Source organism: Nocardiopsis xinjiangensis YIM 90004 (assembly GCF_000341145.1).
GTDB classification, from domain to species: domain Bacteria; phylum Actinomycetota; class Actinomycetes; order Streptosporangiales; family Streptosporangiaceae; genus Nocardiopsis; species Nocardiopsis xinjiangensis.
Map to the genome: position 1 here is coordinate 1 of NZ_ANBE01000053.1, position 23,871 is coordinate 23,871.

Consider the following 23,871-nt stretch of genomic DNA (forward strand, 5'->3'; position numbering starts at 1 on the left):
GGCGCCGGAGAGTTCTTCGAAGTCGCTCGGTTCGGCTTCTGCTGTGGGCTCAGACCCGGGTTCGGGGACCTCTTCGGTCTCGACGCAGCCGGCCAGAAGCGCGGACAACAGTACGGCCAGTGCAGCAGTTGTGCTCTGTGACTTCATCACCTCACCTCGTTGCCGGACTCCGGCTGGTGGAGGAGTGGGTGCGCTTCGTAGCCCTCGGAGTGATCCAAGGGGGCAGTGCTTCGGCTCCCTCGTCGAGGTCTGCTTCGCCGGGTGCCGGAGGGCCGCCATCGAGTTCGCCGGGCTCCGATCCAGAAGCGTCACCCGGAGCGGCCGCTGCGAGCAGCACCACGGGGGACGCTCCGCGGTCGGAGCCATGAATACGGCGCAACACAGGAAGAGTTCCGCTCACAGGGGGATTGAGGGGCCACAGCAGACTAGTAGTCAGGTCCCCACGGAGAGCAACGCCCAGCGATGGCCAGAACCGGCCACTGGTCACAACTGTGCCGGCCCGTCCTGGTGCTTCCATCGTCAGCCGGTGAGCCGGCCCGCAACACCTCCGAGCGCCTCCATCGGGCCAACACCGCTCACACGCCGGGCAGGAGGGCGAACTCGGGGCGGTGTCCGCCGCTGAGGGGCGTTCGCCCCTGGAACGTTCCTCGGGCCCCTTCCGAAGGCCGCTTCATGTCCCTGTCGAAACGGCGTGGGAATTTCGGTTGGTCCATGGGTGAAGGGCCGTGCAACCGGAAAACGAGCGTGGCCCATGGGGGGTCGTAATCGTCCGAGAGTGATGTGTTCGATGCTCCCGGGGTCCGACGAGGCGTACCGTCGGTGGGTGCCTCGACCGGGCCCCGACCTGCCCGGACCCCGCTGTCCTCTGTGGCACGGGGATGTGGGAGGTTCGAGGGCGTACGTATGAGCATTCAGTGGTGTTTCGCTATATTTGGACCCTCTGTGTCTGAATGAGGGGTGTTAATTGCCGACGGGAACAGAGAGCCTCGCGGCCCAGGTCGACCGAATGGTGAGCACTCGGTGGTTCGGTAACACCTTGCTCACCGTGATTCTGGTCAACGCCGTGATTTTGGGCGCAACAACCTACCAGAATGCGGCGCTCCCATATCTGATCATCGCCGAGCGGGTCATCGTCGCGGTCTTCGTCGTCGAGATGGTCCTCAAGCTCTACGCGTGGCGGTGGTCCTTCTTCAGAGGTGGCTGGAACTGGTTCGACCTGTTCGTCGTGGTCATCTCCCTGATCCCCGCGACCGGCCCCTTCGCGGTGCTGCGTGTGCTGAGGATCCTGCGAGTACTGCGCATCATCACCGCCGTCCCCCAGATGCGGCAGATCATCAGCGCACTGTTCAAGTCCGCGCCCGGCATGGGAACCGTCATCGGTCTGATGCTGGTCACCATCTACACCTTCGCGGTCCTCGCCCAGCAGCTGTTCGGCGAGACCGTGCCCGAGTTCTTCGGGGACCTCGGAACCACCCTGTACACGCTGTTCATGGTGATGACCACGGAGGACTGGCCCGACGTCTCCGACGCGGTGCTGGCCCACCACCCCATGGCGTGGATCTTCTTCGTCGTCTACATGGTGTTGACCGCCTACATCGTGTTGAACCTGGTCATCGGCGTCATCGTGGCCTCGATGGAACGCGAGGTCAACGACGACCGGTGGGCGGAGGACCAGGTGCTGGAGGAGGAGCAGCACCAGACCGTCGTGAACCGTCTCGCCGAGCTCACCCAACAGGTCGAGCACCTGACCCGGCTCGTGCAGGCCCAGGGCGGCGACCCCGGCGGGGGTGGGAGCCCTGACGGAGGACACGGGCCGGGCGGCTCCGGGGATGGACCCGAGGACGGCGACGGGGACGGGGGACCCGGCAGCCGAGGGGGAGCGGCCCAGGACGCCCGCGAGGAAGAACCGGAGAGGGCACGGGCGGCTGCCGCCCCGGGCGACGAGGGCGCAGGCAGTGCTGGGGTGGGCGAGGAGGAGCCCGACGAGCTGGCCGAACCCGCGCCGAGCGGGAGCAGCGGGCCGCCGCGCGGAACCGGCTGAGGCCGGGCCTGCACCGAATTCGGCACAGAATCCCGTTCGTGCGCAGAACCAGGCGCGGCTACCGGACGTCTCATGCTCCGGGCAACCTGAGACAATCCCTCGAACCGTCCGCACTGCCCACCCCGGCAACACAGCACGACTCGGAAAGCGCCTGCACGTTGCATCCCCTCAGCTCTGCTGGTCCCACCCGTATCGGCCCGTACCACCTGACCCACCTCCTCGGTTCCGGAAGCATGGGGACCTCCTACCTCGGAGCCGGTCCCGAAGGTGAACGGACCGTCGTCAAGGTGATCCACCCCGAACTCGCCGCTAACCCGGACTTCCACGTGCGTTTCGTCCGCGAGAGCGCGTCCGCGCGGAGCGTGGAGAGCCCGCACACCGCGCAGGTCCTGGACTCCGACCCCGAGGCGGGCACGCCCTGGATCGCGACCGAGTACGTCGAAGGGATCACCCTGGAGCGGACCGTCGCCGGCTTCGGGATCCTCGGGACGGCGGCGCTGCGCATCCTCGCGACCGGTCTGGCGCGGGCCCTGGAGGAGCTGCACCGCAACGACCTCGTGCACGGGGACCTGAACCCGCGGGACGTGGTGCTCGTGGACGACGGGATCCGGTTGGTGGACTTCGGTGGCGCGCGGCTGGCGACCCGGCTGCCCGACGACGTGCACGACCTCGCCGTGGACCAGGTGCGGGAGGGCAGGGCCGCGGACGTGGGGACGGGGACGCTGGTGGAGCCGGGGGAGGGCCCCGGAGACGAGGCCGCCGAAGGGCCGGGCGAGGACCCCTCCGGGGGTCCGTCCGAGGCCCCCGCGGAGGAGACCGGCCACACCTCACAGGCCCCCCGCACGCGTGAGGACCACGCCCCCGAAGGAGACGGGTCCGAGATCCCCGTGGGGCCTGCGCCCACCGGCGAGCGTGTTGCCGGCCAACCTCCGGCGCCGACGGGGCCGCCGGTCTCCGTCGAACCGCCTGCGCCTTCTGGCGATCCGGTGTCCGTGGAGCCTCCCGTTGCCGAGGACCACGAGGCCGCCGCGCACTCCGAGGGCCCTGCGGCCTCCGGGGACCCCGCGACCCCCGAGGGTCCTGTGGCCTCCGAGGGCCCCGCGACCCCCGAGAACGGGCAAGGACCGGTCCCCGCCCGCGGGTGCCCGCTCGGACACATCTCCTACAAGGCCCCCGAACAGGTCGAAGGCGCCATGGGGGACTCCGCGTCCGACATGTTCGCCCTGGCGACCGTGCTCGTGTACGCGGCCACCGGCAAGAACCCCTTCGAGGCCGGGACGGAGGAGGAGGCCGCGCGCCGGTTGACCGGGGAGGCCCCCGAGACACACGACCTTCCGGTGCTGCTGCGCACGCTCGTGGCGGCCTGCTGGAACCGGACGCCGGAGTCGCGCCCCACGTCCGCGCAGTTCGCGGGGGCGCTGGCCAACAGTGCGCCTCCCGAGCAGCCCAGGGCTTCCTGGGCGGAGAGTGAATCCGGGACCGGCGGTGCTGCCGACGCGGCCGGTGCTGCGGCCGGTGTCGCGGCCGGGTCCGGGAACGGCGCATCGCGAGGACCGGAGAACGGGGAGAGGGCCTACCCCGTCGCGCAGGGGCATACGGTTCCCGAGGGGCAGGCCGAGCCCAGACTCGCGCCGAACCGGACGGGGACATTCCGGTTGCCCGGGCCCGAGGACGTGCGCCGGTACGAGGAGGGTTACGGGCCGGGTCCCGAGACCGGTCCCGACCTCGATTCGGACTCGGGCCCGGGCTCGGGATCAGTCGGATCGACGGACCGAGCGGGCAGATCACCGGCCGAGCAGGCGGAGGTGGACGCCGAGGTCGCGGCCGCAGCGGCGGCCGCCGTGTACGGCGCCTCCGACGGTTCCGGCCCTGCCGGTGGTTCCGGTGGCAACGGCGAACGTACCGGCACCTTCACCCGGCGCGGGCGGGAGAGCACACCCGCGCTTCCCGGCACAGAGCCACTGAGCACGGTGGTTTCACGGTGGGCGGCGGGGCGGCCGAACTTCGGGGCGTTGCCGCCGTGCCCGCAGGGGTTGCCGTCCGGATCTGCGGAGGTGAGCCCGGACGGGAGCATCGTCGCCGTGGCGAGCCACGGCGCGATCTGTCTGTGGAACGGCTACGGCGGGACGCACCTGGGGGAGTTCGCCGGCTTCGGCGGGGCCGTCAACGTGTTGGCGTTCAACGCGGACGGAACGTTGTTGGCCTCCGGGCACGAGGACCGGTGTGTGCGACTGTGGGACTTGGTGAACATGCGTTCGCTGGGGATGTTGGCGGGGCACACGGGGACGGTGTCGTGCCTGGAGTTCTCCCCCGACGGGAACTTCATCGCCAGCGGATCGGCGGACCGGCATGTGCTGTTGTGGGACCTGCGGATCGGCCGGAACGTGGTCAGCTTCCCCGGACACGAGGACATGGTGTTGTCGGTGTCGTTCTCACCGGACGGTTCCACCCTCTTGAGCGGGAGCAGTGACCGGAGCGCGCGGATGTGGCGCACGGACGGGACCCCCGTCGCCATGCTCGCGGACCACGAGAGGGTCGCGCCGATGGTGTCGGCGACGGCGTTCAACCCGGCCCGGCCCGTGATGGCGACGGGCGACTCCAACGGAGTGGTGCGCACGTGGGCCTCGGACACCGGCACGGAGGGGCCGACGTTCGCCGGACACCACGACCTGATCTGCGACGCCCGGTTCAGCGCCGACGGGTCGGCGCTCGTCACCGCGGGGTGGGACGGCCAGGTGTTCGTACGGGACACGGCGCACTACGCGCCGGCGGCCGCCCTGAGGACGGGCCAGGCGCGGTTGCGGAGCGCCTCACTCACGAGGGACGGACACATGATCGTGGCCTCGGGGGCAGGCTCACCCGTCCTGGTGTGGCGGTTGTGAGTGGCGGGCGTCATAGCTCGCTGGTTGTGTTTCCCGCTCATACGGGACGGCTTCTGTGGGCGCCCGCGTGCGGAATCGGCACACACGGGCCCCTGCCAGGGCCATCACGTGACGGCTACTCGGGCCGCTTCACCGCGAACGTGCCGCGTCCAGGGACACGCAGGATCAGGCCCTCGTCCTTGAGTAGGGAATACGCCGACCGCGCTGTTCTCCGGGATACGCCGAACTCCTCGCAAGCTCCGGCTTCCGAAGGGATGGTTCGGTCCAGCTTGTAGGTGCCGTCGGCGATGCGCTCGCGAATTACGCGGGCGATCTGTCTGTACACGGGCTCAGGGCCATCGAGATCGATCACGAGTGCACCGTAAGCGATCTGTCCGATTGGTCACTGGACAGCTTTGATGAGGGACAGTGGTCACCAGCACGTGACAGGTAGGTACGGATGCCTGTAGAGTAAAGACTTCATAAACGAAGGTGGCCCCGCGACGCTGGCACGTCCGGGGCCCGGACAACGCTGTAGAGGAGCGCTGTCGTGAAGCACCTTATCCATATGTTGTACGGACTCTTGCGGCTGGTCCGGCCCAGCTGCGGTGTCCACGTGTCGCCCCTGGGCTACGCCCGTGAACTGTCCGGTGAGTTCCGGCGTCGCCGGCGCCGATCCCGTCGTGTGCGGCGCTACGCCGAGCGCGTGCCCTCCGTCCTCGTTGAGACTGAGGACGAGGATGAGGTGGGTGCTGAGTCCCCGGTCTCGGTGCCTGCCCCGCGGTGTCCTGTGGACGCTGTTCCCCAGATGGCTTCCTCCACCGGCCGTGTGCCTGGGGCGAGTGTGGCTGTGCCTGCGGCTCTCGTGCGTGGGCGTTGTTTCATGACCGGTCGCGAGACCGGTGCGCGTCCGGTGGAGAGCAGGAAGCTCGCTCTCACCGTTCTGTGTGCGCTCGCTGATCAGGAGCACGCGCGGGCGCAGGCGTCGATGCGCGTGTACGCGTACGCACATGAGGGGGGCTTTGCCCTTGGGCAGTCCCCCTTCCTGGAGAACTCGCGCCTGCCCCGTCAGGGAACCTTCGCAGGCCCCTTCCGTCCTACTGGAGCCGTGGGGCGCGCCGAGCATGCCGAGCCCGCCGCGTCCGCTGGGCGTGCGGTGCTTGCGGGGCAGAGGGTGGCGTGATGCTCGATATCCGTACTGCCGAGTTCCTGGACGCCGTATCCGATGCTCTGGCGGTCCCGCCTGGTCCGCACCCGGTGGCGGATTTCCTGCTTGTGCGTGGTCTGCGCCGCCGTACCGATGCCGTGCGCCAGGCGCTGGCGCTGGTTCAGCGTGATGGGGATGTGGAGGAGGCGTTGGAACTGCTCGACCGTGCGCTGTCCGAGCCTTCGATGCCCGAGCGTGTGAGCGGGTGCGATCTCATCGATCCGGGGCCGCGTCCTGTGGAGGCGCCCCGACAGGGGGGCGATCCCGGGCTCGGTCGTGGGCCCGGCCAGGGCTGAGGGTTCGTGTTCGGTGTCCGGTGTTTCGTGGGGCCTGTTCTGTGGGGCAGGTCCCCGTCATACTGGGGTCTGTGTTGACGAGACCTGTTTCTGTTATCTGCGTGTTATCTGGACCTGTGAAGTTTGCAGTTTTCCGGGTTACTCGTCGGTAGGCATGCAGGTCAGCAAGGTGCTCCCCGCGCACGCGGGGATGGTCCCGTCACCGACTCCACAGTGAGCGTCCCCGGAGTGTGCTCCCCGCGCACGCGGGGATGGTCCCGACGGGCGGAGTGGTGAGGCGGCCCGGTACTTGTGCTCCCCGCGCACGCGGGGATGGTCCTCAACGGCAACGCCAAAGCCCCGGCCGCGTCGGGTGCTCCCCGCACGCGCGGGGATGGTCCCACCTCGGGGGTGAGGAGGGCCCGCACCTCGGTGTGCTCCCCGGACGCGCGGGGATTGGGTCAGCCGTTTTCAGTCGCCGGCAAGACCGATATTGACCGCGATCCTTCACCACTACACAAATGGGATCCGGTCCGGATTTGAACAGGGGGCCGCGTACGAACCCTGACCACGGCGTTATCACGGATGCCCCAGTCCCACCACTCAGGGTTTCCGTCCCGTTTTCAGAAGGATCATGGGCAGGTCTTGATCTTTCTCGACCATGTAGGACACCATAAGGCCCGGTCGGTGGTTCCCCCGAATTCCCGGCCGTGGTCCCTTTCTCCCTGACCGGTCAACCCCCGTCACGCCGGCCGGCCCACTCACCCCGAGTCGGTGTTGATGACGCAAGAGCCTTTTCTTGCGTTCCCCGCTGTCATGCCTACTTGGACGGAGCTCCCCCCTTGTCCGTCAGACGTGCTTTGGCCGTCGTATCCGGCCTGGCCATCATCCCCGTGCTTTTCAGCGCCCCCGCTTCGGCAGAAGCCGCTGAAGTCAACTATGTCGCGCTCGGTGATTCCTTCTCTTCTGGACTGGGAACCCGCGACTACGATGACAGTGACTGCAAGCGAGGGCCTGCGGCCTACCCTGAACTCTGGGTCGAATCCCACGCGACCGCGTCATTCGATTTCGTTGCTTGTGCCGGCGCCACCACCGACGACGTGCTCAACAACCAAGTGTCCTCGCTGGAGTCGGACACCGGTCTGGTCACCATCACCATCGGCGGCAACGATGTCGGCTTCGCCGATGTCATCACCACCTGCCGCATCGGTAGCAACGCCGACTGCGACGAAGTGGGCGAGGAGGCCGAGAACCAGGTCCGGAATGTGTTGCCCGGTCTCCTGGACCAGACCTACTCCGCCATCACCGAGGCCGCGCCCGCGGCAGAAGTCGTGGTCCTGGGATATCCGCGCCTGTTCGAGCTCGGGCCGTGCGGCTTCGGCAGCATCAGCGAGACCAAGCGCGAAAGGCTGAACGCGATGGCCGACGTCCTCGGTGACACCATCGCTGACAACGCCACCGCGGCCGGCCTGACCCACGTCGACGTACGCGACGGCTTCGAGGGGAACGCTGTCTGCGCTGATGATCCGTGGATCAACGGCACTACCGTGCCCATCGACGAGTCCTACCACCCCAACGCATCCGGCCACTCCGAGGGCTACCTGCCCGCTCTGACCGGCGCCATCGGCTGAGCCACCGTGAAGGCCGCCCGGGATCGAGCGTGCCTCGACGCGCACGCTGCTCCGGGCGGCCGGATCTGCCGGATGTTGAACCGTCCGCTGCCGCCGGTTCCCGGGCGTTTCAGCCCTTCGGCGGTGCACCGGCTGTGACTGAAGTTCAGTAGCCCAGCAACGGCTTGGCCCCCATCGGGATGCACGACATACTGGGTGCTGTGTCTCTGGGGCCTGATGTCGTTACCCACGCGTTATCCAGACCTGTGAAGTTTGCAGATTTCCGGGTTGCTGGTGGGTAGACATGCAGGTCAGCAAGAGTGCTCCCCGCACGCGCGGGGATGGTCCCGAGGCAGCGACCGGCGGGCCTGCGCGGAGGGCGTGCTCCCCGCACGCGCGGGGATGGCCCCTTCTTCTCCGGGCGGTAGGCCTCAAGCTTGGTGTGCTCCCCGCACGCGCGGGGATGGTCCCTGCCGCCCCAGCACCCGGCACCTGTTCCGCCTGTGCTCCCCGCGCACGCGGGGCTGATCCCGAACCCCGATGAGGTGCCCGGCCCTCGCCGTGCCCCGCCGGCCGGTGCAGGGCGCCGACGGGCCGGGAAACCTCCATCACGTCGGCTTTCCGCTTTGGTACTACTGGTCCGACCAGGCAGTCCAGCCTTCCACAGCTGCGGTTGTGCGGGCCCGCTCGCCAGAGTGAGGAAGCGTCGATGGAACACATGACGGAAGCTCGGGCCAGGCGCAACGTCGTACGCATCGCGGTGATCGCGGGGGTCGGGGGACTCCTGTTCGGCTACGACACGGGGATCATCTCCGGGGCGCTGCTCTTCATCAGGGACGACTTCGACCTCTCGGCGTTCCAGCAGGGCGTGGTGACCAGTTCACTGCTGGTAGGGGCCGTGTTCGGGTCCCTGTACGGCGGGTGGCTCTCCGACCGTTACGGGCGAAGAAGCGTGGTGCTGCTCGCCGCGGTGATCTTCGGTGTCGGCGCGCTGATGGCCGGGCTGGCCCCCAACTATCCGGTCCTGGTCGCCGCACGTGTCGTACTCGGGTTGGGCGTGGGCACCGCTTCGCTGCTGGTGCCCCTCTACATCGCCGAGCTCGCCCCGCCCAAAGCACGTGGGGCGTTGGTCTCGCTCACCTCGCTCATGACGACCACGGGCATCCTGCTGTCCTACATGGTCGCCTACGGCTTCGCCGACATGGCGGGGTGGCGGTGGATGCTCGGTATCGGCCTGATCCCGTCGGTGGTCCTCGGCGTGGGGATGCTCGTCCTGCCCGAGACCCCCAGGTGGCTCCTGATCCGCGGCCGGGACAGCGAAGCCAGGGACGTGCTGCGCCACACGCGCCAAGGGGAGGCCGTCGAACCGGAGATGCGCGAGATCGCCGCGGTCGCCCGGGAAGAGACAGGGGGGTTCCGCGACCTGTTCCACCGCAACCTGCGGCCCCTGCTGGTCGTCGGCGCGGGGTTGGCGGTCATGCAGCAGATCACCGGCGTCAACACCGTGATCTACTTCGCCCCCACCATCCTGGAGGAAGCCGGGTTCGGTGCCGCCTCGGCCATCCTGGCCACGTTCGGGGTCGGCGCGGCCAACGTGCTCATGACGGTCGTGGCCATCCTCGTGGTCGACCGGCTGGGGCGGCGGCGCCTGCTCCTGTGGGGAACACTCGGCATGGCCGGTTCCCTGTTCTTCCTCGGGCTCGCGTTCGGCACCGATGCGCCCGGGTTCCTGCTCGTCGCCCTGTTGATGGTCTACATCTCGGTCTTCGCCGTGAGCCTGGGGCCGGTGGTGTGGCTGCTGCTCGCGGAGATCTTCCCGCTCCGGGTGCGGGGCGCGGCCATGTCCTTCGGTTCGGCCCTGCTGTGGGCGGCCAACTTCGTGGTGGCCCTGGTCTTCCTGCCGATGGCGGAGGCCATCACCGCCTCGGGCGCGTTCTGGGTCTACACGGCGATCTGCGTGCTCAGTTTCCTCTTCGTCCTCTTCAAGGTGCCCGAGACCAAGGGCCGCACCCTCGAGGAGATCGAAGCCGAGCTGCGCGGGCCTCGCACCCGGGGCCGGTTCGGTCCCGCCTCTCCTCGGCGGGAAAGCACCTCCGAGAACCCGTGAGGGGAGAGAACCAGTGAACGCGGACCCGCTCGACCTCACCGGCCGCACCATCATGATCACCGGTGGAGCCGGGGCACTCGGCCTCGCCATCACCGCACGGCTGCGCGAACACGGCGCCCGAGTCGCGGTCGTGGACGTGGCCGAGGAAGCGGCGGTGCGCCGGGCCCTCGGCGACCCGCAGGAGGGTTTTGCCTACGTGCACGCCGACCTGACATCGGCCGAGGAGGCGACCCGTGCCGTCGCGGCGGCCACCGAGGCCCTGGGGCCGCCGGACACCGTGTGCTGCCACGCCGGTATCGCCCGCAGCGGAGCCCTTCCCGACTTCTCCGTCGCCGACTTCGACGCGGTGCACGAGCTCAACGTCAGGTCCGGTTTCGTCGTCGCCTCCGAGGCCGCACGCCGTTGGATCGCCGACGGCACCCCAGGACACCTCGTCTTCACCAGCTCCTGGGTGCAGGACGTGCCTTGGCCCGGGATCACCCCCTACGCCGCCGGGAAGGCGGCCGTCCGAGCTCTCGCCCGGGGCTTCGCCCGGGAACTGGCCCCCCACGGCATCCGCGCCAACATCGTGGCACCGGGGATCGTCGACGCCGGTATGGCCAGACACCAGTGGGAGACCGAACCGGACTACCGCCGCCGCGCCTCCCGAGCCGTCCCGCTCGGATACCTGCAACCCCTGGAGTCGGTGGCCGACACGTTCCTGTTCCTGTGCTCGCCCCTGGCTTCCTACATGACGGGCAGCACCCTGCTCGTCGACGGCGGGGCCGGCCTCTACCCCATGGACGGTGAGTCATGAGCGAGGCAGCACACCGCGAGGACCGGCCGGGCGGGCGGACCATCGACTTCCGGTACGCGCCCGGTTCGGTATGGACCCCGATCTGTCGGCCCGATGATCCCCACAAGTCCCTGGTCCGTGAGGACGGCGCCCTGCTGTACGGGTTCGAGCAGGTCCACCTCGCCTCGTGGTACTTCCGCCGGACCGTGGAGTTCAGTGCCCAGACCAGCCACGCGCCCCTCGCGGTGGAGCAGCGCACGGAGGACGCCCGCACCCCGATCACCGTCACCACCCTCACCTATCCCACCTGCGTACTGGTGCTGAGAGCCACCGGGCACTCGAACCCCCAGGGGCGTCGCTACGACATCGTCCAGTGGACGGTGGAAGTGTCCGAGGGCGTCGACGAGCTCCTGACCGGGCTGCACGTGGACATCCACGAACACGGCTCGGTGCGCCACTCCGGCGCGGGCGTGGCCCCCGGCCACCACGTGTACGCGCTGGAGCCGGAAGAGAGGCCCAACCACCCGGCCTTCGTCGACGAGTTCACCGAGGAGGGCCGCGAGGCCGCCGACACCGGCACGCGGAACCCCGTGCTCGTCTGCCACCCCCAACGCATGCGCCTGTCGCACGCGAGAGGGTTCCGTCCCGCCTCCGGGCTCGAGACCACCCCGGAGATCGTCGGCTCGGGCCGGAGCGTCGGGGGCACCGTGGTCCTCCCGCTCGACGGTGCGGGCACCGAGGGCGTGGACGCCGCCTGGGCCGAACGCGCCGTCGAACACGAGCGCTCCTACTGGCGGAACCTGCCCGTGCTCGACCTGCCCTTCACCGTGCCCGACACCGACCTGCAGAACATGCTCGTGGCCTCGGCGCGCAACATCCTCCAGGCCCGCGACCTGGACGAGGAGGGCCGCCCGGTCTTCCAGGTCGGTCCGACCGCCTACCGGGGACTGTGGATGGTCGACGGCCACTTCCTCCTGGAAGCGGCCCAATACCTGCACCTGGAGCAGGACGCCCGGCACGGGATGAAGACCCTGTTGGAGCGCGTGCGCCCCGACGGGTCGATCAACGTCATGGTCGACCTGCCCGGTCTGGCCGAACACCCGCACAGCAAGGAGACGGGCATCGCCCTGACCACGCTCGTGCGGCAGTGGGAACTGACCGGAGACGACGCGTGGATCGAAGGCCTGTGGCCCGTAGTGCGGGGCGCCCTCGACCACATCACCGAGCTCCGCCGCCGGGCCCGCGACCTTCCCGAGGACTCCCCGGCCCAGGACCTCATGCCGCCGGCCTTCGCCGACGGCGGCGTCGCGGGGGCCCGCCCCGAACTCACGACCGCGCTGTGGACACTGGTCGGCCTCACCCACACCGCCCGGGCCTCGGCACGCATCGCCCCCGAGGACCACCCCCGTGTGCGGCGTATGCGCGAGGAGCTGCTCGAGGACGTGCGCCGCACGGCCGCCGAACACGCCGGCACGCTGGCGGACGGGCACCCTTACACACCGATGGTTCTGCCGGGCAGCGGAACCCACCACACGGTGCCGGGGGTGGGCGAGCAGCCGCCCGTCTTCAGCAGGATCCGCCCCGAGAGCGCGACCTGGGCCCTGGCACAGGCCATCTGGCCCGGCGAGGTGTTCGAACCCGACGAGCGCATCGTGGCCGACTACCTCCACCTGCTGGAGACCCTGGACGCGGGCGAGCAGATCCCGACGGGAACCGGATGGCTGCCCTATCGGGCCATGTGGACCTACTACGCCGCGTTCGCCGCCCAGGTCCAGCTCTACGCCGCGCGCCCCGGCAAGGCACGCGCGCTGCTCTACGGCATGTGCAACCACGCCGCCCCCACCCGGGTGTGGAGGGAAGAACAGCCCTTGGCAGGCACCGGGCACGACCAGGTGTGGGGCGAGATGCCGCACAACTGGGCCTCGGCCGAACTGCTCCGCCTCGTACGCGGCCTGCTGGTCTTCGAACGCGCGGACACCCTGGAGATCCTCCCCGGAGCGCCGGACGGTTGGGTCGACCATCCGGTGGGGATCCGGGTCGAGCGGACCCCCACCCGCTTCGGACGCGTGAGCGTACGGGCCCACCGGAGCGGAACTGCGGGGCCGGGGACGGTCGCGATCGAGGTCGAGAGGCGCTCCCCGAGCCAGGCGTTTCCGCGTGAGTGCGTCCTGCACCTGCCGGGGGAGGGGACCTGGCAGGTCGAGGTCAACGGTGTCGGTATCGGTACACGGCACGGTCCCGGCCGGGTAACGGTCACGGACACTCTCCGGCGATGACCGGTCGGCCGGAGCGTTCCGGTGTTCGGGGTCGGTGTCCGATGCTCGCCGGGGCCTGTTCTCCGGAGCAGGAGCCCGTCATACTGGGTGCTGTGTTTGAGAGGCCTGTTGTCGTTACCTGGGTGTTATCCGGAAGTGCACAGTTTGCAGATTTTCGGGTTACTCGTGGGTAGGAGTGCAGGTCAGGAAGAGTGCTCCCCGCACGCGCGGGGATGGTCCCATGACCTCGTGCACGGCCTGTACCACCAGGTGGTGCTCCCCGCACGCGCGGGGATGGTCCCAGGTCCGACAGGGCTTCCCAGATACCGCCGAGGTGCTCCCCGCGCGCGGGGTGGATCCCCGCCATAAGTGCGGGCTCGAACGACTCCGCGAGGGTCTGTGCCGAAGTTGGCAGCTCTGGGCTGTTAGTGGGGTCGGGCCGGAGGAGAGGGACGTCGGTTGAAGCTCGTGGAACCGGTTCTGATGGGTGGTGGGTCGGGGTCCTGTGGCTGGTGTGGGTGGTGTTCGTCGGAGCGTCGAGCTTAGCCCGGCCGGGGCTTCCCGCAACCCTCTTCGGCGCCCCGCCACACACCTTTCCCTGCGGGGACAGTGGCGGCGTTGTGCGTGGTCGGTGTGGGGCGCCTCGGGGTGTGCGGTCCGCCCCTTGACGCCGGGCTGTTGCGCTCTCGCCGCCGAACACCTACCGGCCGCTGCCCCCATCCGGCCGAAGAAGTGGGGTCCCAAAAGCAAACCCCCTCGGGTGGCGGCATTGCGACCACCGCTTGCGGCGTGTGCATGGTGGCTCGCTTCTGCGACAGGCACAGGCCTGGCCCCGGCACTCCCGGTGGCGGCATTGAGGCCGGGGGTGACTGGCGTGTGCGCCCCTCTGGAACTGCCCAGGCATGACCGATCTTGCTGCCAGTGCCGGGGTCGGCCGCCAGGCCGGCCTCTGGGGCCGCTCTCGAGTGTTGACAGTGCTCCTATGAGCACCAACAGCGGGGTTTTCGGGGACGCTCCCCCCAACCGGGGCCATTCTCGGCGCCGAGAATGGCCCCGGTTGGGGGGAGCACCCGCCTACACCGCCGAAATACGCCCACCCGGGCACCTCCGACCGAGACAACGCCCCCGGCCGAGGCCACCAAGCAAGACCCCACCGGGCAAGACCCCGGCGGAGTCGGTTCCGTCCGGACCCGTCCGGGTACCGGTCACGGATGCTCTCGGGCCATGACCGGTCGGGGGAGCGCGCCCCACGTACATGGGGATGGGCGGTGGCCAGGGAGTTTGGTGACCGTCCTCCTCCTCTGCGCCCCACGCACGGGGGCGTCAGGGCGTGGCGCTCAGCCATGCCGGCGACCTTCCTGCCCTCTTCCTGCGGTCTCTTCTCAGTGAGCTTGCCGGTCGGCCGAACCCGGCCCTGCGGGAAGGGCCGTGCCCGCTCAACCGGCGCTGGTCATGCTCGAGACCGTACGAGGTTCCCGGGGGATTCTGTCGTGGGCCTGTGCCAGGGTGCGGAGCATGAAGTTCCCCTTCCCCTCGACCTACGACCGTGTCACCCTGCTCACCGACTGGGCCGCGCTGCACCGCCCCGAGGCGGTGCACACCGCCGAGGCGGCCCTGGAGCGCATGCACTCCCAGCTCATGAGGGCGGCCTCCCGGTCGGCCGACTTCCTGTCCTTCATGGATCACCTGGCCAACTCCCTGCCCACCGCGTTCCTGCCCTGGTTCTGGGACAGCATCACCCAAGGATTGCTCCTGGTCAAAGCCCCCAAGGCCACTCGGGCGGCCCCCAAGGCCCATGCCAAGGCCCGCCAGGCCGAAGCCGACTGGGACCTGCCGATCGATCCCGAACACCACATGGCCCAGACCCTCTTCGTGGCGCGCCACGGTGTCCTTCCCGCAAAGGACGTCCGGTCCTTCCAGGGCTGGGTCACCCAGGCCCTACCGCCCGAACAGGCCTACACAGCCCTGGTCGACCTCACGGTGGCACGCGCCCAGGGCGGCAGTGCCCCCGCGGCCAACACCCACACCCTTCTGGGCAAGGCCGCTCAGGCCGCCGGCGTGGGCGCCCAGGAGCAGGCGCGTCTGCTCGCGCGGGTCCTGACCGCCTCTCGGGGCACCGCCGTACCTCCGGCCCTGCACAAGGGCGCGGCCAAGGTCTTGGCGGCCACGCCCCTGCCCGCCGGCGATCTGGCCGGGCTCTGGGAGCTGTTCCCGCCGGGTCGCTGGTCGAGGAACGACGGGTCGGCGTGGCTGAACCTGTTGGAGGCCTCCGGAGCGCTCGACGCTCTGGTCCGGGGCGAGATCACCCCTGAGGAGGGGGTATCGGGCTGGCTGCAGCGGTTCTGCCGCCTGCACAAGTACGTGGCCGTGCGCCACGGGATGATGGCCGCATCCATGCCGGGAGCGCTGCACCGGATGCTGCCGCGGCTCGCCCCGAGATTGCAGGCGGAGAACCGCCCGCTCGACACCTGGTCCTCCGAGGCCGACAGTCGACTGCTCGACTCCCAGCTCCTCGGCCACTGCCTGGCCCTGGACATCCCCGTGCAAATGCCCTCGCCCGCGCGCCCCTTCGAGATCTTCATGGGCGGCCAGGCCCGGCACGTGATTGCCCACCCGGAACTGGGCCCTCGTCTGGAGCGTCAGATCTCCGACTACCACTACGTATTGGAACGCAGCGGATTCCGGCTGCCCGACGAACGGCGCAGCGCCATGGCGATGTTCCCGGACGTGCCCGAGCTCCGGCCCATGGTCCGGCGGCGCCTGGACCGTCTGCGACAGCAGCTGGAGGGCTCGGCGCTGCCCCAGGCCACGAACAACGTCCAGATCCTGGACGATCTCCTGGATCAGGCCACCATCACCGCGTTCCCCGGGATCGAGGAGGAACTACAGGCCGTCGATCCGGTCGGCCCCCTCATCCGCTCCCTGCGCTCGGGCCTACCGGAAGAGCTGGGATGGTCGGCCTTCGACGCCGCCGTCACCGATCTCGGTGGTCCCGACGCCGTCCTACGGGTGTGCCCCTCTTGGCCGGTGCTGACCCTGGTCGGGTACCAACGCGCGATCGCGGTGGACCACGCCGGTCGCCTGGGCGAGTGCGAACTGGACCAGGACGATGGCCAGGCCCCGGTGGTGCGCTACCTGGACGGGCGCTTCCTGATCGCCTCCGCGGACAAGGGGCCCGAGCGTGCCCGCTGGTCCGATCAGCCCGGGACCGTGTTCACCCCCGACGACGAACAGGACTCGGAGACCGCCGACTGGGCCCGCGAGAACTTCTACCTTGCCACCGGTGAGTGGACCGGCTACCGCCTCGTCCCCACACGGGATCGCCACAGGTTGTCGGGGCAGATGAGTGACGGCACCACGGTCTGGCTCTCCGAGGATCGGATCAGAAGCCAAGGGTGGCAGGCCTGGACCGGCGACGGGATCGAGGAGGAGTACTCCCTGCCCGCGTTCTTCGACGGCGGCCCCGGCCAGGGACGGCGCTGGGAGAGTGAGCACCTGTCCCTGGTGCCTCTGCCCGAAGGGGTCGTTTCCCCGTTCGGACAAACCGAGGACGGGCTCTCCGGGTTCCGTGTCTCCCAGGCCGAACACCGCCCCGCCCCCCACATCGATGACTACCTCATCGAGGGCGCCGACGGGCGCCGGTGCCACTTCGAGCGCAAGGGGCGCGCGCCCTGGGCCCTCATGCGTTTTCCCGGCACAGGGATCAAGCTCCTCGTCGACGAGGGCCCGGGCAGCACACAGGGCCGTGAGGAGATGCGATGCCACGCGGCCGAGGACGATGCCCTGTGGTGGCAGGTGCGTACCGCGCCGGTCCTGCGCCGTTGGTGGACCACGGGGGAGATGCCCTTCTACCCGCCCGTGGGCTACTGGCACTTCCTCACCCTCCGGGACCCCGCCTCCTCCGAGGTCTTGCGCGACATCGACACCGACCGGGCCCGAGCCCTGCTCGACGCCTTCCTCGAGGGAGGGCGGGACGGTGCGCTGAAGGCCCTGGACACGCTATTGCCCGGGGTGGAACACGAGTGGGTCCAGGAGGGTGTGGTGCGGGCCGTGGCCGCTACCGAGGAGCTGCTGCGCGGACGCCGGGCCCTGGTGGAGCGGATCCGGACCGACCGGGCCGCACTCGCCGAAGCACCGTAGGGGCGGATGGAAGCCTCGCACACGCCGGCCTGCCCCGGTCTCAATGCCGCCACCGGGAGTGCCGGGGCCGGCCGTTACCTTACGCAGGAGGGCTTCCGCAGGAGCGAGCGGCCGCGCACACACCGCAAGCGTTGGTCACAATGTGGCCACCACAGGGGGGTTGGGCAAGTGTGCGTCCACCATTTCTTCGGCAGCCGGGCGCCTGGGGCGAGGGGGTTCGTCGATACGGNTGCCGCCACCATCCCCGCGAAGAAGCAGGAGTGGGGGTGGCGCCGAAGCGGGTTGCGCGCAGACCCGGCCGGGCTAAAATCCCGACCCCGACGAACCACCGAACCCAGGCACCACAAGAAACCCCACCCTGAGAGTCCTCGAACCCAGAGCACATCAACGAACCCCAACACCGAATCCCGTGGTCCAGGGTCCGTAGGTGGCGGCCATGCCCCGCCGGAGTGTTCCGGTGTCCGGGATCGGTGTCCGGTGCTCGCCGGGGCCTGTTCTCCGGAGCAGGAGCCCGTCATACTGGGTGCTGTGTTGAGAGGCCTGTTGCCGTTACCTGGGTGTTATTCGGAAGTGCACAGTTTGCAGATTTTCGGGTTACTCGTGGGTAGGAGTGCAGGTCAGGAAGAGTGCTCCCCGCACGCGCGGGGATGGTCCCCGGCGGGGCCTCGAAGGCTGCCCGCCGGTTCCGTGCTCCCCGCACGCGCGGGGATGGTCCCTCCATGCCGTCGCACTCGTGGATCGGGTGGCCGTGCTCCCCGCACGCGCGGGGATGGTCCCAGGGCCAGGGCGCGCCGGTGCCAGCGGCCCATGTGCTCCCCGCACGCGCGGGGATGGTCCCGGCGTCCATCAGGTGGTGGGCGATCTCGGAGAGTGCTCCCCGCACGCGCGGGGATGGTCCCCCGCTCGGTAACCCCGACCAGATCGGCGGCCAGTGCTCCCCGCACGCGCGGGGGTAGAGCCCTCCCACCCATCCAGGGCTCACCGCTGCCCGAAGCTCACCGACTCCGTCGTCCACGCGCGCGCCTGCTCCGACAGCGTGATCCCGAGCCCGGGGCGGTCGGGTACCAGCATCCGTCCGTCCTTGGTCTCCAAGCGCTCGTTGAACAGCGGGTCCAGCCAGTCGAAGTGCTCCACCCACGGCTCCCGCGGGTAGCAGGCCGCCAGGTGCAGGTGGATCTCCATCGCAAAGTGCGGCGCCAGGTCCAGCCCTCTCTGATCCGCCAGCGTCATCAGCCGCAGGAACTGCGTGATGCCACCGACCCGCGGCGCGTCCGGCTGGATGATGTCGCAGGCCGCGCCGTCGATCAGCCGCTCGTGCTCGGCGACGGAGGCCAGCATCTCCCCGGTGGCGACGGGTGTGGTGAGGGTCCGGGCCAGCCGCGCGTGGCCTTCGACGTCGTAGGCGTCCAAGGGCTCCTCGATCCACGTCAGGTCGAACCCCTCGAGCCGCTGGCCCATACGCAGCGCGGTCGTGCGGTCCCACTGCTGGTTCGCGTCCACCATCAGCGGCACGTCCTCGCCGATGTGCTCGCGCACCCCGCGCACCCGACGCAGGTCCTCGGCGTTGTCGGGCAGCCCGACCTTGATCTTGATGCCGCCGATGCCTTCGTCGAGGGACCGGGCGGCCTGTTCCTTCACCTCCTCCAACGAAGCGTTGAGGAACCCGCCCGAGGTGTTGTAGGTGCGCACGGAGTCCCGGTGCGCACCGAGCAGCTTGGCCAACGGCAGCCCGGCACGTTTGGCCTTCAGGTCGTACAGCGCGACGTCGAACGCCGCCAGTGCCTGAGTGGCCAGGCCCGAACGCCCCACCGACGCGCCGGCCCACTGCAACTTGGTGATCAACCGTCCGATGTCGTTGGGGTCCTCGCCGATGAGGCCCTCGGCGACCTCGGCCGCGTGGGCGTACTGCGCGGGCCCGCCGGCACGCTTGGAGTAACTGAAACCCACCCCGTGCTGGTCCTGCTCCGTGGCGATCTCGGCGAACAGGAACACGACCTCGGTCATCGGCTTCTGCCGTCCGGTGAAGACCTTGGCGTCGGAGATCGCGTTGCGCAACGGCAGTGTGACCGAGGACAGCGTGACCCAACGGATCGAGTCGGCAGGCATGGGGAGAGCTCCTTCGTCAGTGGTGGTTCGGCGGATCCGCGTCTGTGGAGAGCGGGTTTCCGGGGTTTCTCAGGTCTGTGAGGGATGGCTGCCGGCGGCCCCTTCCTCAGGCCTCTCGGCGGAGCTGCCGTCAGGGCTCCTCGGCGGGTGGTCCCGGCGGTCACCGTTCGGGCCCGTGGCAACGCCCGACGCAGTGTCCGACCCGGCATCCGACGCGGAATCCGACTCGGCGCCCGACGCGGCACCGGCCTCGGAGCCGGCGGTCACGGAGGCGGGGACCTTCGCGCCGGTCTCCGTCTCGGCACCGGCCCCGGTCCCGTTCTCGTCCTCACCGATCAGGTCGGGACGGCGGGACTTGACGAGCTTCAGCAGGATCGGGATCAGCACGACGACCAGGAGCAGACCCAGCAGCGTCACCGCGATGGGGTGCCCGGTGACCCGGGTGACGTCGCCGTCGAACATCAGCAGCGAGCGGCGGAAGTTGTCCTCCAGCAGTGAGCCGAGCACGAACGCCAGCACCAGCGGCGCGGGGTCGAACCCGTACTTCTTCATCAGGTAACCCAGCACGCCGAAGACGATCACCACCATCACCTCGAAGATGCGGTTGCTGATCGTGTAGGCACCGATGCAGACGATCAGCACGATGATCGGCGACAGGATCGAGGAGCGCACGTACAGGATGCGTACGAACACCCCGATCAGCGGGATCGCCAGGACCAACAGGACGATGTTGCCGAGGTACATCGAGTTGATGACGCTCCAGAACAGGTCCGGGTCGGTCGCGACCAGCTGCGGGCCGGGGGTGATGCCCTGGATCAACAACGCGCTGAACATGACCGCCATGGTCGCGTTGGCGGGGATCCCGAGGGTCAGCAGCGGGATGAACGAGGACGTGGCCGCCGCGTTGTTGGCGGTCTCCGGCCCGGCCACACCCCGGATCGCGCCCTTGCCGAACGGCGTCGATCCCTTGTTCAGGCGCTTCTCGATCCCGTACGAGGCCATCGCCGAGACGGTGGCGCCGCCGCCGGGAAGCAGACCGAGGAGGAACCCGAGGACACCGCCGCGGCCGATCGGAGCGGCCGACTCCTTCATGGTGGCCTTGGTCGGCAGCACCCGGTCCGTGGCGACGGGGATGCTGCCGCCGTTGCGGCGGCGCTCCAGGTTGTACAGGATCTCCGCCAGCCCGAAGACACCCATGGCGATCGGCACGAATTGGAGCCCGTCGGTGAGCTCCAGGCTCCCGGCGGTGTAACGCAGCTCGCCGGTGAACGCGTCGCGCCCGACCGTGGCCAGCAGCAGGCCGAGCGCCGCACCGGCCAGAGCCTTGAGCTTGGAGCCGTTGCCGATCGTGGCGACCAGCAGGATGCCGAGCAGGGTCAGGGCGGTGTACTCCGGCGGGCCGAACTCCAACGCGAACCCGGCGATGACCGGAGCGACCATGGTCAGCACGACGATGGAGACGGTGCCGCCGATGAAGGAGGCGACGGCGCCCACACCGAGCGCCTTGCCCCCTTGGCCCTTCTGCGCGAGGGGATAGCCCTCCAACGCCGTGATCGCGGAAGCGGTCTCGCCGGGCAGCTTCAGCAGAACGGCGGTGACGGTGCCGCCGTAGATCCCGCCGTAGAAGATGCCGGCGAGCATGATGATCGAGGGGATCGGATCCATGCTGTAGGTCAGCGGCAGCAGGATCGCGATGGTGGCGGCGGGGCCGAGACCGGGCAGGACACCGATGGCCATGCCGGCGACCACGCCGATCAGGCAGAACATCAGGTTCTCGGGTTGAAGGAGGACTTCGAACCCCTCGATGACGGGCGTGAAATCCATGGTGGAACGCCTTTCGGAGGAGGATCAGAACAGGCGCGGCACCGGAACGGCCAGCCCGTGGACGAAGGTCAGATGGACAGCCGCGACCACCAGCACCGAGAGCGGCACCGACAGCCGGAGCTTCTCCCGCCCCAACACGCTCATCCAGAAGACCAGCAGCGCGACGGAGGGGAGCTCGAAGCCGACCAGCGGCATGAGCTGCACGGCCACGGTGAGGGCGATGGCACCGACAGCGACCCCGACGGCGTCCTTCGTGATCGGCTCGGCATCGGTGAAGTGCGCGGCCCGGGCCGCGATGAACAGACCGATCACGAACAGCATCAGCGAGACGATGGCCGGCCACGTGCCGGCGCCGGGCTGGGAGAGCGAGCCGGTGCCGAGGTCCATCGCGACGGCGAGGGCGCCCACCCCGGCGAGGGAGGTGACGGCGCCGCAGACCAGGTTGGTCACCCGGCCCGCCCGGGGAGCGGTCTCCGGGGCGGGCTCCTGGCCCTCGGGGGCCCGGCCGGTATCGACGGCGGCCGGGGCGCTCTTGTCCTCAGCGGCGTCCATCATTCACCGGTCCCCCCGAGGTCGATGCCGTTGTCCTGGACGCTCTGCTCGTACTGGTCGGCCAGTTCGGTCCACTGCTCCTCGACCTCCTCACCGGAGACCTCTTCGGGCGTCAGGTAGTTCTCGTCGTTGAACTGCTGGTACTCCTCGGTCGCGAGGATCTCCCCGATGCCCTCGCGCAGGCTCTGCTTGACCTCCTCCGGGGCGCCCTCGGGCAGCGCGACGGCGCGGTACTGGGCGACGGGGACCTCATAGCCCTCTTCCTGAGCGGTGGGGACGTCCTCGAGGTGCTGGTTGCGCTCGTCGGAGAAGATCACGATCGGGTCGATCGTTCCGGCCTCGATCTGGGGCATCGCCTCGCCGACCTGGATGGTGGCGACATCGACCTGCCCGCCCATCACGGCGGTCAGCGCCGGCGCGCCGCTGTCGAAGGGCACCTCGTTGCCCTCGATGCCGGCCTCGTCGAAGAGCAGCAGCTGGGCCAGCTGGCTCCCGGTGCCGACGCCGGCGGTGCCGTAGGAGAGGTCGCCGCTGTCCGCGGCGACGTCGTCGACGGTCCCGTAACCGGTGTCGGCGTTGGCGACCATGATGTAGTCGTCCCGGGACAGCCCCGTGATCACGTCGAGCTCGTCCAGGGTCACGGCCTCCTCCTCGGAGACGACCTGGGAGGTGACCGTGATGAGCGTGGAGTTGAGCAGCGTGAGCTCGTAGCCGTCGGGGTCCTGGTCGGCGACCTCCTGGGTCGCGATCGCGCCGTTGGCGCCGGGCTGGTTCTCCACCGGCATCGAGACCCCGAGTGCCTCCTGCGACCCCTCGGCGAGGGCGCGCGCGATGAGGTCGGTGCTGCCGCCGGCATCTTGTCCGACGGTCAGGGTGATGGGTTCGGCCGGGTACCCGTCACCACCGGCGGTGCCGTCGGTGACCCCGCCGCAGGCGACGAGGCCCACGGAGAGACCGCCGGCGGCTACGGCGATGAGCGGGCGGCGTGAACACGAGGGCCTGGACATGGGGGCCTCCTCAGGGGGACGGGGACGTGCGGCTGACTGTTGTAGGGGGTGTCGCGCACCGCTGTGGGCAGCGCCACAATGACTGAAGTTCCTCTGAGGTTAAAGAACAGCTGTAATACCTGTCTAAGCCCATATTCGTATAGGTTGATACCTTCAGCGCATGAAAAAGGGGGTCGTGGCATGCTCACGCTCGACCAAGCACGCGCCTTCCTCGCGGTCGCCGAGGAGCGCCACTTCGGCCGCGCGGCCGAGCGGCTCCACATGACACAGCCCCCGCTGAGCCGGCAGGTCCAGAAACTGGAGAAGTCCCTGGGGGTCACGCTGTTCCTCCGCGAGTCCCGGGGGGTGCGGCTGACGGCGGCGGGGGAGGCCTTCCGCGACGAATGCCGCCAGCTGCTGGAGATGGCCGAACGCGCCCCGCGGCGGGCACGGCTGATCGCCTCCGGGCAGGTCGGTCTGGTGCGGCTGGGCTACACCGCCGCCTCCGGGCTCAGCGTGCTCGGGCCGGTGCTCGCGCGCATCAAGGAGGCCGCGCCCGAGGTGGCCGTGGAGCTGCACGAGATGGTCTCCGCCCAACAGCTCGAGGCGCTGCGGGGCGGTGCGATCGACATCGGGCTGGCGCGCCCGCCGTTCCAGCTGGAGGACGTGGAGTCCTCGCTGTTGCTGACCGAACCCTTGGTGGTGGCCGTGCCGAGCGGGCACCGTTTCGCCCGGCGGGAGGGGCCCGTCTCCGGGCGCGAGCTGCGGCACGAGTCCATGATCATGTACTCCGAACAGGCCCGGTACTTCAGGGACCTGGTGGTCGACCTCGTCGACGTCCACGCCGCCCAGGTGACCCACACCGCCACCCAGATCCTGACGCTGGCCGCACTCGTGGGGGCCGGGCACGGGGTGGCGGTGCTCCCCCGGACCATCCAGCATCTGGGGATGCCCGGCGTCGAGACGGTCCCCCTGCGGGAGTCGCCCGCCGATGTGGTGCAGCTGCACGCGGTGTGGCTGGCGACGTCGACCAACCCCGCGCTGCACCATGTGCTCCCGCTGCTGCAGGAACCGGTCGACATCACCTCTTCGATGCACTGAAGGTATTGCGTTATACGAATAATAGCTTGGA

The 23,871-nt window shown here is 69.5% G+C and carries 14 protein-coding genes and 1 CRISPR repeat array; of the genes, 9 read left to right on the plus strand and 5 right to left on the minus strand.

The window, feature by feature from the left end; translation table 11 throughout:
* Positions 1 to 964 precede the first annotated feature (964 nt).
* On the plus strand, positions 965 to 2,041 hold the full coding sequence (locus D473_RS25225; protein ID WP_338044160.1) for an ion transporter: 1,077 nt from the start codon (positions 965 to 967) through the stop codon (positions 2,039 to 2,041).
* A 38-nt stretch (positions 2,042 to 2,079) separates the two neighbouring features.
* The gene (locus D473_RS0122045; RefSeq protein ID WP_241474852.1) at positions 2,080 to 4,923 is read left to right on the plus strand and encodes a protein kinase domain-containing protein; all 2,844 of its coding nucleotides are present in this window, start codon (positions 2,080 to 2,082) and stop codon (positions 4,921 to 4,923) included.
* Positions 4,924 to 5,038: 115 nt separating this feature from the next.
* Here D473_RS0122045 and D473_RS0122050 read toward each other — a convergent pair whose 3' ends face one another.
* A complete protein-coding gene (locus tag D473_RS0122050) occupies positions 5,039 to 5,275 on the minus strand; it encodes a winged helix-turn-helix domain-containing protein (RefSeq protein WP_017611213.1) in 237 nt (78 codons plus the stop codon).
* An 809-nt stretch (positions 5,276 to 6,084) separates the two neighbouring features.
* Here D473_RS0122050 and D473_RS0122065 point away from each other — a divergent pair.
* The 6 genes from D473_RS0122065 to D473_RS0122090 all read left to right on the plus strand — a co-directional run bounded on the left by D473_RS0122065 (position 6,085) and on the right by D473_RS0122090 (position 17,271).
* Complete coding sequence (locus D473_RS0122065; protein WP_017611215.1) at positions 6,085 to 6,405, plus strand: hypothetical protein; 321 nt, start codon at positions 6,085 to 6,087, stop codon at positions 6,403 to 6,405.
* A gap of 839 nt (positions 6,406 to 7,244) precedes the next feature.
* Positions 7,245 to 8,015 (plus strand): SGNH/GDSL hydrolase family protein, encoded by a 771-nt coding sequence (locus tag D473_RS0122070; RefSeq protein WP_017611216.1) that lies wholly within the window; start codon positions 7,245 to 7,247, stop codon positions 8,013 to 8,015.
* A gap of 652 nt (positions 8,016 to 8,667) precedes the next feature.
* A complete protein-coding gene (locus D473_RS0122075; RefSeq protein WP_275040664.1) occupies positions 8,668 to 10,101 on the plus strand; it encodes a sugar porter family MFS transporter in 1,434 nt (477 codons plus the stop codon).
* Positions 10,102 to 10,114: 13 nt separating this feature from the next.
* A complete protein-coding gene (locus D473_RS0122080) occupies positions 10,115 to 10,897 on the plus strand; it encodes an SDR family NAD(P)-dependent oxidoreductase (protein WP_017611218.1) in 783 nt (260 codons plus the stop codon).
* Positions 10,894 to 13,152 carry a hypothetical protein gene (locus D473_RS0122085; RefSeq protein WP_017611219.1) on the plus strand — a complete coding sequence of 753 codons (2,259 nt, stop codon included), beginning with the start codon at positions 10,894 to 10,896 and terminating at the stop codon, positions 13,150 to 13,152. Before D473_RS0122080 ends, D473_RS0122085 begins: the two co-directional genes overlap by 4 nt.
* A 1,494-nt stretch (positions 13,153 to 14,646) precedes the next feature.
* On the plus strand, positions 14,647 to 17,271 hold the full coding sequence (locus D473_RS0122090; RefSeq protein WP_152436900.1) for a hypothetical protein: 2,625 nt from the start codon (positions 14,647 to 14,649) through the stop codon (positions 17,269 to 17,271).
* Positions 17,272 to 17,897: 626 nt separating this feature from the next.
* Positions 17,898 to 18,231: direct repeats of the CRISPR family, unit length 29 nt; unit sequence GTGCTCCCCGCACGCGCGGGGATGGTCCC.
* 18 nt (positions 18,232 to 18,249) lie between these two features.
* Here D473_RS0122090 and D473_RS0122095 read toward each other — a convergent pair.
* From D473_RS0122095 to D473_RS0122110, 4 genes are all read right to left on the minus strand, one after another.
* Complete coding sequence (locus D473_RS0122095; protein ID WP_017611221.1) at positions 18,250 to 19,377, minus strand: L-talarate/galactarate dehydratase; 1,128 nt, start codon at positions 19,375 to 19,377, stop codon at positions 18,250 to 18,252.
* 69 nt (positions 19,378 to 19,446) lie between these two features.
* Positions 19,447 to 21,201, minus strand: a complete 1,755-nt coding sequence (locus D473_RS0122100; protein ID WP_017611222.1) for a tripartite tricarboxylate transporter permease — start codon at positions 21,199 to 21,201, stop codon at positions 19,447 to 19,449.
* A gap of 24 nt (positions 21,202 to 21,225) precedes the next feature.
* Positions 21,226 to 21,756 carry a tripartite tricarboxylate transporter TctB family protein gene (locus D473_RS0122105; RefSeq protein ID WP_152436901.1) on the minus strand — a complete coding sequence of 177 codons (531 nt, stop codon included), beginning with the start codon at positions 21,754 to 21,756 and terminating at the stop codon, positions 21,226 to 21,228.
* Positions 21,753 to 22,760 carry a Bug family tripartite tricarboxylate transporter substrate binding protein gene (locus tag D473_RS0122110; RefSeq protein WP_017611224.1) on the minus strand — a complete coding sequence of 336 codons (1,008 nt, stop codon included), beginning with the start codon at positions 22,758 to 22,760 and terminating at the stop codon, positions 21,753 to 21,755. Before D473_RS0122110 ends, D473_RS0122105 begins: the two co-directional genes overlap by 4 nt.
* Before the next feature lie 180 nt (positions 22,761 to 22,940).
* Between D473_RS0122110 and D473_RS0122115 the strand changes: the two genes are divergently transcribed.
* Positions 22,941 to 23,840, plus strand: a complete 900-nt coding sequence (locus D473_RS0122115) for a LysR family transcriptional regulator (protein WP_017611225.1) — start codon at positions 22,941 to 22,943, stop codon at positions 23,838 to 23,840.
* The last annotated feature ends 31 nt before the right edge of the window (positions 23,841 to 23,871 follow it).